This is a genomic window from Belnapia sp. AC561 (genome assembly GCF_979252845.1).
In genome coordinates this window covers 1-238 of the sequence record NZ_CEEDBP010000478.1, presented here as the reverse complement: position 1 = coordinate 238, position 238 = coordinate 1, and the positions used below count along the sequence as shown (strand labels likewise).

Below are 238 nucleotides of genomic sequence, written 5' to 3'. Positions count from 1 at the left end.
CAATAGCGCCGCTAACGCGCCGTAGCGCCAACGCTGCAGCAGCTCGACAGCGCTGCAATTAGCCAGGCGCGACAACGACAGCGGGCTGTCTGGCTGGCGGCCGTCCAACGCCACTACGATCAGCGCGAACAGGCGTTGCTTGGCCCACCAGGAACCGCCGACCACGGCGAGCGCGACGGCAAACGCGGACGGGCCCGCATTCACTTCGAACAACGCAAAAAAACCCAGCAGCGCCAGC

1 protein-coding gene is annotated in these 238 nt (G+C 66.0%); it reads right to left on the bottom strand.

Annotated features, from left to right (window positions below; all coding sequences use genetic code 11):
- Window positions 1-238: hypothetical protein (locus AC0IW9_RS31920; protein ID WP_471652291.1), on the bottom strand; the 238-nt coding region annotated here is incomplete at both ends.